The sequence below is a fragment of the Kosmotoga sp. genome (genome assembly GCF_982836095.1).
Genome location: NZ_CEYIHJ010000151.1, coordinates 1 through 4,630 on the forward strand (window position 1 = coordinate 1; position 4,630 = coordinate 4,630).

The window sequence follows — 4,630 nt, forward strand, 5'->3', positions numbered from 1 at the left end:
ATCAAAGTATACCTACAATCAGGGAACTAATGGAAAAAGGGGCAAAGCTGGCTATACTAGCACATCAGGGAGATACGCTCGATTACCATAATCTCATTTCCATGGCTGAGCATGCTGAAAAGTTGTCAGAAAAGCTTGGAAAACCCGTGAAATACATCGATGATGTTGCCGGGCCGGCTGCGCAGGAAATGGTGAAAAGCCTGAAGCCAGGCGAAGCGGTACTGCTGGGAAATGTTAGATATCTAACAGAAGAAGTTTCAACCTTTGAGAACGCTGTAAAGCTCGAAGCGCATGAGATGTTGAATACCTACATAGTTCGTAATCTTGCCCCTCTTGCAGATTACTATGTAAACGACGCTTTTTCGGCAGCACATAGGAACTCACCTTCCATGGTCGCTTTCGAAGAGCTTTTGCCTACGGCGGCAGGCAGGCTTCTCTTCAAAGAGCTTTCAGCATTAACAAAAGTGATGGAAAGCCCTGAAAAGCCCGCTGTTTTTGTTCTTGGAGGGTTGAAAATATCCGATGCTTTCGGAATGATGAAACAGGTCCTCGAAAATGGCACTGCTGATAAAATCTTGACCTGTGGTGTGACGGGAATAGTCATGCAAATGGCTATGGGAAGATCGGTCGGCAAGCAGCAGGAAAAATTCATTTTCGATCGTTCTCTCGATGCCTTCATTGAACCTGCCAAAGATTATCTTGCTCGCTTTGGCGACAGGTTTCTCAATCCTGTAGACTTTGCATATGAAAAAGATGGAAAACGTGTGGAATGCTCTATCAACGAGCTTCCAATTGATAATGCTCTTTTCCTTGATGTAGGTGAAAAGACCATAGAGCTGTATAAGGGTGAAATCATGAAAGCAGGAACGATTTTTATAAACGGGCCCGCTGGAGCGTATGAAAATCCGCTTTTTGAAAAGGGGACAAGAGAGATATGGAATGCCATTGCTGAAGCTCCGGGTTATAGCGTTATCGGAGGCGGAGATAGTGTCTCGGCTGCGCAGAAGCTCGTAGAAAATGCCAATGAGAAGTTTGGCTATATATGTACTGCTGGAGGAGCTATGGTACGCTTCTTATCTGGCAAAGAGCTTCCTCTTATTAAGGCTCTGAAAAAGGCGTACAGGAAGGTTGAAAAATAATGCTCAATTTTGAACTTCCATATGGTGAATCGACTGTAAAAGTTGAATTACCTGAGAAAGGATTTGTTGGTGAGTATCACCCCCAACGGCAATTCATCACCGATTCAGAAAATGCACTTGTTGAAAAAGCCTTAAATCATCCGGTGGGCACGGAAAGAGTTGAACAGCTAGTTAAGCCAGGACAGAAAGTGGTGATAGTGACCAGCGATTTGACCCGGCCATGCCCCAGTGATGTTCTTTTGCCTCATGTCATTGACAGGCTGAATAAAGCAGGTGTGAATGATGAGGATATAACAATTGTAATTGCCTTAGGCCTTCACAGAAAGATGACGGAAGATGAATTGCAAAAGGCGGTTGGCAAAAGTATCTACGAAAGAATTAGAGTTTTGAATCATGACGTGGACAATACGGTTTATGTGGGCACAACCACCCGGGGGACGAGAGTAGAATTTTTTCGCCCTGTTGTTGAGGCTGATTTCAGAATTTGCCTTGGCAACGTGGAATTTCATTATTTTGCCGGATTTTCCGGTGGTGCCAAAGCCATTCTACCCGGTGTCGCTTCTGCCAAAACGATCAGACAAAATCACAGCCACATGATGGAAGATGGTGCTGAAGCGGCTTCTATTTACGACAATCCTGTACGCATGGATATCGAAGAGGGTGTGAGTTTTCTGGGAATTGATTTCGTCTTGAACGTGGTTGTGGACGAACATCATAGAGTGATCGATGCTGCTTCTGGTGATTGGATCAAGGCACACAGGATATTGGCTGAACGCCTTGAAAAAAGTGGGCTTGTTCCCATTGAAGAGCCTCTTGACATTGTCATTGTAAGCGCTGGAGGATATCCAAAGGATATCAACCTCTATCAAGCGCAAAAGGCGATAGATAACTGCGCCGGGGTTTTGAAACCCGGTGGTAGAATGATTCTTTTTGCCGAATGTCCAGAGAAATACGGAAGTAAAACTTTCAAAGAATGGATTACCTCTGGAAAAAAGCCTGCGGAACTGGTTGAAGGCCTGAAAGAAAATTTTGTCCTGGGTGGCCACAAAGCAGCTGCAATATCCAAAGTCGTGTTAAAAACATCGGAAATTTTCCTGGTTACCAATAAAGAATTCGCAGAAGAAAAGTTAGTTGGCATAAGATGCTTTGATAACCCTACTGAAGCTGTAAAAGAAGCTTTTGGTGAAAAGGGGATGAACGCAAAATACGCCGTATTTCCCCTTGGAGCTTCTACACTCCCTAAAATCAAGCGAGGTGAATAAACTCTGATGCTCACAGACAACGAAATGAAAGAACTGGAAATATTCGCAACAAAAATTCGCATTGAAACCTTGAAGGAGCTCGGATATCTCGGATTTGGCCACATTGGTGGCGCGATGTCAATTGTTGAACTGCTCGCAGTGCTTTATGGCAAAGTTATGAGATACGATCCCAAGAACCCAAAATGGGAAGACCGTGATTGGTTTGTGATGTCAAAGGGTCATGCAGGCCCTTCTTTGTATGCAACGCTGGCTTTGAAGGGTTTTTTCCCCATGGAATGGTTGAAAACGCTGAATCGAGGGGGAACGGATTTACCGAGTCATGCTGACAGAAATCATACCCCGGGTATAGATATGTCCACAGGCTCCCTCGGACAGGGTATTTCTATGGGTATAGGAATTGCCCTGGGGCATAAGATGGACAACAAGGAAAACTATGTTTATGTTCTTTTAGGCGATGGAGAATGCCAGGAAGGACAGGTTTGGGAAGGTGCATTATTCGCTGGAAATGCCGGACTCGATAACCTCATAGTGTTCATCGATTACAACAAGCAACAGCTCGATGGATACATTGACAATATCAATCCACTTGGGGATTTGAGGAAAAAATGGGAGGAATTTGGCTGGCACGCTCAGGATGTTGATGGGCATAATGTCATGCAGATACATGAAGCAATACAAAGAGCAAAGGAAACAAAAGGGAAAAGTTCTGTAATTGTTTTACACACAATAAAAGGAAAAGGCTGCACTTTTGCAGAAGGCATAGAGCTGAACCACCATATGAAGTTTAATGAGGAGCAGATCAACGATGCCATAAGCGCGTTACAAAAAGAATGGGAAGAGAAAGAAAGGGATCTTAGATGATCAAACTCGTTGAAAAGAGAAAACCCGACACTGTAATGATGAGAGATGTCTACATCGACCAGCTCATAGAGTTTGCAAAGAGTGATCCAAATATAATCGTACTCGATGCGGATTTGATGCATTCCAATGGTACTTACAGATTTTTAGAAAAATTCCCTGAAAGAGCGATTAACGTGGGAGTTCAGGAAGCCAATATGATGGGCATTGCCGCAGGTCTTTCTGCCACTGGCAAGATCCCCTTCACTCATACCTTTGCTTGTTTCAGCACTAGAAGGGCTCTTGATCAGGTATATATCTCCATAGCCTATAACAAGCTAAACGTGAAGATGATGGCAACAGATCCAGGAGTAACCGCTGCATATAACGGTGGAACTCATATGCCTTTGGAAGATATTGGCTTTGTGAGGGGAATTCCTACCATCACGATTATAGAGCCTGTTGATACTGTAATGATGAAAGCCCTTCTAAAAGACATAACCTATTCTTACGGACCATTCTACGTGAGGATTTCGAGAAAAACAACAATACGGGTATTCGAAGAAGGTTCAAGTTTTGAGATTGGAAAAGGAATAGTTCTCAGAGAAGGGAAAGATGTCACTATTATTGCCACGGGAATCATGGTGGCAGAAGCTCTTGATGCCGCTGATTTGCTGGCAAGTGAGGGCATTGATGCAAGAGTAGTTAACATCTTTACCATTAAACCCATAGATAGAGAGCTCATTGAAAAATGTGCATCTGAAACCGGGGCAATTGTGACAGCCGAAAACCACAATATATATAACGGCCTTGGTTCTGCAGTTGCCGAAGTGGTCGCTGAAACGTGCCCTGTACCCATTGAAAGAGTGGGGGTAAAAGATTTGTTTGGCGAAGTTGGAGATGTTGACTACCTGAAGAAACGCTTCAATATGACAGCTCAGGATATAGCAGCCAGCGTTAAAAATGTCCTTTTAAGAAAATAATGCAAATCTGGAGGAGATGAGCAATGTATTTGCTAAAAGCGAAGAAACGCATACAAGGTTTTAACGAAATAACCCGGGAGGGTGAATCAGAGAAAGATACAATGATGGATTTTGGTCTACTTTTGTTGAAGGGCCAACAAACCTACAAAAGCCAGCCCGGAAAGGAAAGAGCTTTCCTGCTGATGAAAGGGGAAATATCTTTCGAATGGAATGGAAGGGTAGAACTGGTAAAAAGAGACTCTCTTTTGGAAAATGAACCTGTATGCCTGCATGTTCCAATGAGCACTGAGGTAAAAATCGAGGCCAAAACCAATGCAGAAATCGCAATTTTTGCAACTACAAATGATGCGGTTTTTGAATGTCGGCTTTATCAGGGGAACGATACCAGGTCAGAACACAGAGGCGAAGG

At 43.6% G+C, this 4,630-nt stretch carries 5 protein-coding genes; all 5 read left to right on the forward strand.

The window, feature by feature from the left end; translation table 11 throughout:
- On the forward strand, positions 1-1,139 hold a 1,139-nt coding region (locus tag AC3LHT_RS08980; protein WP_488662648.1), incomplete at its 5' end, for a phosphoglycerate kinase.
- On the forward strand, positions 1,139-2,401 hold the full coding sequence (locus tag AC3LHT_RS08985) for a nickel-dependent lactate racemase family protein (protein ID WP_488662649.1): 1,263 nt from the start codon (positions 1,139-1,141) through the stop codon (positions 2,399-2,401). The genes AC3LHT_RS08980 and AC3LHT_RS08985, both read left to right, overlap by 1 nt.
- A 6-nt stretch (positions 2,402-2,407) precedes the next feature.
- Positions 2,408-3,262, forward strand: a complete 855-nt coding sequence (locus AC3LHT_RS08990; RefSeq protein ID WP_488662650.1) for a transketolase — start codon at positions 2,408-2,410, stop codon at positions 3,260-3,262.
- Positions 3,259-4,221: a transketolase family protein gene (locus AC3LHT_RS08995; RefSeq protein ID WP_290644718.1), complete on the forward strand. Its 963-nt coding sequence runs from the start codon at positions 3,259-3,261 to the stop codon at positions 4,219-4,221. Before AC3LHT_RS08990 ends, AC3LHT_RS08995 begins: the two co-directional genes overlap by 4 nt.
- 23 nt (positions 4,222-4,244) lie before the next feature.
- Positions 4,245-4,630, forward strand: a 386-nt coding sequence (locus AC3LHT_RS09000; RefSeq protein ID WP_488662651.1) for a 5-deoxy-glucuronate isomerase, incomplete at its 3' end; no start/stop codon positions are given.

Bases quoted from the DNA above. Each gene is read 5' to 3' on its own strand.
- AC3LHT_RS08985 (WP_488662649.1), top strand. From the start codon at position 1,139: ATGCTCAATTTTGAACTTCCATATGGTGAATCGACTGTAAAAGTTGAA.
- AC3LHT_RS08990 (WP_488662650.1), top strand. From the start codon at position 2,408: ATGCTCACAGACAACGAAATGAAAGAACTGGAAATATTCGCAACAAAA.
- AC3LHT_RS08995 (WP_290644718.1), top strand. From the start codon at position 3,259: ATGATCAAACTCGTTGAAAAGAGAAAACCCGACACTGTAATGATGAGA.